Source organism: Desulfofundulus sp., from assembly GCF_049701015.1.
Taxonomy (GTDB): Bacteria; Bacillota; Desulfotomaculia; order Desulfotomaculales; family Desulfovirgulaceae; genus Desulfofundulus.
In genome coordinates this window covers 1-4,399 of the sequence record NZ_JBNATZ010000206.1, presented here as the reverse complement: position 1 = coordinate 4,399, position 4,399 = coordinate 1, and the positions used below count along the sequence as shown (strand labels likewise).

Below are 4,399 nucleotides of genomic sequence, written 5' to 3'. Positions count from 1 at the left end.
CCGACAAGTTCCTGGAGGGCGGGCTCGACCCGGACGGGCTGGTGGAAGTCCTTTCGGACGTGGTGAGGAAGGAATACGAAGAACTGGTGGCCAGGCTGGAAGCGGAGGCACTGCCGGAAACGGGGAAGAGCGAGTTGTTGCAGCTGCCCGAAGTAGCGGCTGGTTGATCTGGTTTCGCCGGTTTTTTTAAAAAATGTCCTCAATTTTATAACGTATTTATTATGAACGGGTGCTTGTCCGGCCTTTTTGTTTTTCAGAGAGGTGGCGGCATTAGATTCGCTGAAAGACGAACGCTTGAACAATATACTCTCTTGCTTCGGAAAAGATCCATTTCCAGGAAGGAGCGAGGGTTGGTTTGTGCACTTCCAAACGGATTATCTTGGATAATTCTTTTCTGAAATCGTTGTAAACGGCAACGAGATTTGTGCCGAGAAGATTACTTCCATGAAAGTCACTTTGTTGGTCAAAATAGCACTGTTCGAGTATAGATTGCGGTTCGGAGATAGGATGACCGACATCATCGCTAGATACGACATCTGTGATTACTATGCCAATATTTCCTTTTGATAGGTATGAAGCCATTTCCTTCAGGTGACTTGCTGAAAGAGCGTGAACGAAATTTTTAAGCAGTTTGTTAGTACTTGGGTTAAGTTCTTTCCGCCAAAGTTCTACGGCAGGGTGAACTAGTTGGGATAGGAGGCATTGTGACACCACTATGTTGAAGCTTTCTTTTAGGTAAGGGAGTGATGGAAAGGAGAGACTAGACAAACGTTCCATCGTACGTCTAATTGTTGAACTATATGGCTTCTCAATCATTTCTTGATATGCAGGGAGTATTTGCGTGACATCCTCGATATGCAAAAAGACGTTATTCGGGGGAGTTGATCCCAGTTGTCTTAATCCATGACGTAAAGCATCTTCATCAATATCAAGGAGGTGAACTTGTTCAAAGTGTTCGCAGAGAGTTGTTAGATCAACATCGTTGCAGTTGCCCGCCCCAATAATCAGGATTTTGCCGCAGGAACATCTCGAAAGAATTAGTTCCGTACTCTTTTTTCGATGGGTTTCGTATATCGCGAAGCGGTCGCGGGTTTCAAAATTTGCCCGCTTTTGTTTTTGTAAGATATCCATTCTTTTCCCTCCCGTCGATTGCTTTCTTTTCCAACTCACTGAGATTTTTCAGGGACATTTGAGTGTTTACTCTTTTCGCTGGAAAAACCCTTCTCACAACCATGTAGCGAGGTGAAACAGAGGTGGATCAGATGTTTAAACGTCCGTCACCCTGCTTTTGGGTAGTGACTTGCAAGAAGGAAATAACCGGGAGGTGCCGGGCGGCCGTCCAGAACGTAGGGCGACCGGTAGAAATTCAGGGGGAGTACCCGCAGCACGTGATCTGCCGGATCAACACGCTGGACGACAACTGGCTGAACGACGCCCGCGTGATTGCGGCAGCACCGGACCTGTACCTGGCGTGCGGGGAGATGGTCCGGGCGCTGGAAGCCTGGAGGCGGGGCGAGGAGAATGCCGGTCTCCTTCTCGAGCGGGCGGAGAGTCTCATGAAGGGAGCGCTCCTCTATGCCAGGGAGGGCAAGCAGCCCCGGTGGAGGGAGCACGTGCTGGATGAAGAGCGGCAGTGGGACGAAATACTCGGTCTAGGTCCCAAGCAAAAGCTCGAGCCCTGCCTGTTCGAGGAATGCCCGCTGGCGCGCCGCAAGACGTTCAGTGAGGATTTCATGAGGCGCCTGGCCAGGATGGAGCGGTTGGCTGCTAGCCCGGACTAACCGGGCTTTTTCTTTTTCCGAAAAGCCTCGAAAATCAGCGAAAACCCCGCACCCCGCCCCGAAAAACAAACATCTTCCATTACAGAACACCCGTTTTGGTCAGGGAAGGTCAAATACCGCTTTTGTCATTTTTACCAGAACGTGTTAGGATAAAGTCAGTCAAGGTCAAAGTCAGACCGGTGGTGGTGGGTATGCCCGAGCTCCGGCTCCTCAAGATCGCGAAGATAGGCACGCCGCACTTCACGCTGCCGGCCTCGTTCCTGCGCTCCGTGGTGAAGAGGTACGGCTACCGGCACCTAGCGGTGTACCAGTACGGCAGGGCGCTGGTGGTCGTCCCTGTGAACGTCGAGGTGGACGGGGAGGCCCTGGAGGACGTGAGGGGGCTCCTGGAGGCCGGGAAGAGAGGTGATCCGTCCCGGAAGGCTGTGGTAGAATAAGATAAAATTAACTGAAAAAGAAAAGAGGCGGTATTCGTAAGAAACTGAATACCGGACCGCCCCGATGAATTCTTGACAACAATTATGTTTCGCTATTATAATTTAGCCACACGCAACCGCCGGAACACGGAATTCCGGCGGCAATACAGGCTGATTGCTGGCGCACGCAACGCCGGCAAAATTTAGGATCGGGGTCGGTGGTTTTAACTAACCGGCCCCTTTAATTTCTTGGGGGTGTATTTTTTAAATGGAACGAGTGATGGTATTTATCGATGGAAACAACTTAAACAATGCTGTTTACCATCTTTTTGACGGTTTCCCGCCCAGGTTCAACATCAAAAAGTTAGCGAAAAAACTATGCGGAATTAACCGCAATCTCGTTAAGGTATTTTATTATACGGCTCTGGCCGATAGGGCGGACAACCCCACGGCTTACGACAACCATAAACGTTTTATCGATGCTTTAAATGCTCTTCGCCGTGTTCAAGTTGTGGTTGGTTACCTGGCTAAAAGACAAATTCCCGGAGTTCAGTTAGACCCGGCAAATCCGTCTACCTACATACACGTTGAAAAAGAAACGGACGTAAATATAGCAACTGACTTATTAACCAAGGCTTTCTTTAACGCTTATGACACTGCCGTTCTAGTCAGTGCGGATTCGGACTACAGCAGAGCCGTCGAGTGTGTTAAATTTCTCGGAAAGGTGGTGGAATTGGCGGTAACGAAGAACCAGAAGGCAGCCAAAATGAAATATCTGGCGGACAGCTATATTGAGATGGATAGAGGATTCTTTCTGGAAAGTTGTTAATTTCAAAGGAGTGATTTCAAAGGAGTGGTACCGCTGCTGAGGTTCTGTCTATTCGTCCTGCTGCTGGCGTTGTTCGTCATCTTCGTGCCGGGCATGCGCCCGGTGTGAGTGTTCTCCTGTCGGCACTTGTTCAGTTGTCGCATTTTAACGACACTTCAATTTTTGCATCCAGAGCTTTCGCGACTTTCTTTAAAAACCGAAGGGAGGGGTTATAAGTCCCGCTTTCCAGCCTGGCGATGGCCGATTGACGGGTGCCGACTCTACGGGCGAGTTCGGCCTGGGTCATTCCCTTTAATTTCCGCTGTTTAATGATGGCCCTGATAAGCTGGTATTCCGGTTCCAGTTCCTCGTAAGCTTGCCGGAAAGCCGGATCTTCCATCAGTTCGTTTTTTAAATCACTCCATTTCATTTGTCATCACCGGGGAAAGTGGCGAGTCTCCCGCTGTTTAGGCTTAATTTCCAGTTTAAGGTCCAGGGCATCGAGAGCTTTCGTGACAGTGGCAAAATTTCCAATGCGACCCCTTTCCAGCCGGGAGACCTGAGCCTGGGTTAGACGGGCTTTCCGGGCAAGGGTTCCCTGATTCCAGCCGCGCCGGGTTCGCTCGGCTATGATTGCCCTGGCGATCTGGTAGCGCGGTTCGTCTTCAAGCATTTCCTTTATGATTTGCGGTTTATCTTCAAGACGTTTAGCAATTTCGTCCATGGTCACAAATTCAGGCATTCATTTTCCCTCCCGTCGTGTTTGTAGAAATTTGCGGAGGATATTTTCAGCTTTGCGGATTTCCGACCGCGGCACCTTGTTCGATGTCTTGCGGAAGCAATTTGTTAAGAGAAACTTATCGCCCAGGACTGAAAAGAACAGTGTCCTCTCATCGTACCGGGCAAATTTCGTCCGCAGTTCCCATAACTTTTCCGAGCTTTCCCAGATGCGGTGGATATACCTGTCCGGCAAACTAAGTCCGAATTCATTCAGCAGCATGATGTCGTGGAGCATTTTTGCCGATATCTTTGGTTGGGGGTGATTTAAGATGTAGTGCATGACTTCTTCTGTCATTATGATCCTGTCACATCGGGATAACCGCTCCAGCAGTTCTTTTTCGGTGGTTCGATTCATCGTTTCCACTCCAGGTTTTATTATATCAGAATTGATATAACAAGGTCAACAATCCCGGCCCGCCGGGGCCGTCAACCCGGCGAAAACTTGACAAAGGAGCGCGAGAACATGCGTAAATTAGCCGTTCTGCTGGCTGGTTTCCTCCTGTCCCTGCTGGCCTTCGCCCTCCCGGCCCCGGCCGCGCCCGCGCACAAGGCCGTGTTCGTCGTCGGGCAGAAGGGGTACACCGTGGACGGCCAGGCGAAGACCATGGACGTGG

Annotated in this window: 7 protein-coding genes; 3 read left to right on the top strand and 4 right to left on the bottom strand. The window is 50.2% G+C overall.

The window, feature by feature from the left end:
- Positions 1 to 270 precede the first annotated feature (270 nt).
- Positions 271 to 1,131 carry a hypothetical protein gene (locus tag ACPLUI_RS11490; RefSeq protein ID WP_424660400.1) on the bottom strand — a complete coding sequence of 287 codons (861 nt, stop codon included), beginning with the start codon at positions 1,129 to 1,131 and terminating at the stop codon, positions 271 to 273.
- Between the two features lie 131 nt (positions 1,132 to 1,262).
- On the opposite strand from ACPLUI_RS11490, the gene ACPLUI_RS11485 reads away from it, so the two are divergent.
- The 3 genes from ACPLUI_RS11485 (at position 1,263) to ACPLUI_RS11475 (ending at position 3,026) form a co-directional block, all read left to right on the top strand.
- Entirely contained in the window at positions 1,263 to 1,781 is a 519-nt protein-coding gene (locus tag ACPLUI_RS11485; protein ID WP_424660399.1) for a hypothetical protein, read from the top strand.
- 191 nt (positions 1,782 to 1,972) lie between these two features.
- The gene (locus ACPLUI_RS11480) at positions 1,973 to 2,218 is read left to right on the top strand and encodes a hypothetical protein (RefSeq protein ID WP_424660398.1); all 246 of its coding nucleotides are present in this window, start codon (positions 1,973 to 1,975) and stop codon (positions 2,216 to 2,218) included.
- 247 nt (positions 2,219 to 2,465) lie between these two features.
- Positions 2,466 to 3,026, top strand: coding sequence for an NYN domain-containing protein (locus tag ACPLUI_RS11475; protein WP_424660397.1), 561 nt, complete (start codon positions 2,466 to 2,468; stop codon positions 3,024 to 3,026).
- 130 nt (positions 3,027 to 3,156) lie between these two features.
- On the opposite strand, the gene ACPLUI_RS11470 is transcribed toward ACPLUI_RS11475, so the two are convergent.
- From ACPLUI_RS11470 to ACPLUI_RS11460, 3 genes are read right to left on the bottom strand one after another with little or no spacing between them, the layout of a single operon-like run.
- On the bottom strand, positions 3,157 to 3,435 hold the full coding sequence (locus tag ACPLUI_RS11470; protein WP_424660396.1) for a helix-turn-helix domain-containing protein: 279 nt from the start codon (positions 3,433 to 3,435) through the stop codon (positions 3,157 to 3,159).
- Positions 3,436 to 3,441: 6 nt separating this feature from the next.
- Complete coding sequence (locus ACPLUI_RS11465) at positions 3,442 to 3,747, bottom strand: XRE family transcriptional regulator (RefSeq protein WP_424660395.1); 306 nt, start codon at positions 3,745 to 3,747, stop codon at positions 3,442 to 3,444.
- Entirely contained in the window at positions 3,748 to 4,140 is a 393-nt protein-coding gene (locus tag ACPLUI_RS11460; RefSeq protein WP_424660394.1) for a type II toxin-antitoxin system RelE/ParE family toxin, read from the bottom strand. It lies immediately after the preceding gene.
- Positions 4,141 to 4,399: the final 259 nt, after the last annotated feature.

What these genes read in the sequence shown, in the direction of transcription:
- ACPLUI_RS11490 (WP_424660400.1), bottom strand. Translation starts at nt 1,131, where the DNA reads ATGGATATCTTACAAAAACAAAAGCGGGCAAATTTTGAAACCCGCGAC.
- ACPLUI_RS11485 (WP_424660399.1), top strand. Translation starts at nt 1,263, where the DNA reads ATGTTTAAACGTCCGTCACCCTGCTTTTGGGTAGTGACTTGCAAGAAG.
- ACPLUI_RS11480 (WP_424660398.1), top strand. Translation starts at nt 1,973, where the DNA reads ATGCCCGAGCTCCGGCTCCTCAAGATCGCGAAGATAGGCACGCCGCAC.
- ACPLUI_RS11475 (WP_424660397.1), top strand. Translation starts at nt 2,466, where the DNA reads ATGGAACGAGTGATGGTATTTATCGATGGAAACAACTTAAACAATGCT.
- ACPLUI_RS11470 (WP_424660396.1), bottom strand. Translation starts at nt 3,435, where the DNA reads ATGAAATGGAGTGATTTAAAAAACGAACTGATGGAAGATCCGGCTTTC.
- ACPLUI_RS11465 (WP_424660395.1), bottom strand. Translation starts at nt 3,747, where the DNA reads ATGCCTGAATTTGTGACCATGGACGAAATTGCTAAACGTCTTGAAGAT.
- ACPLUI_RS11460 (WP_424660394.1), bottom strand. Translation starts at nt 4,140, where the DNA reads ATGAATCGAACCACCGAAAAAGAACTGCTGGAGCGGTTATCCCGATGT.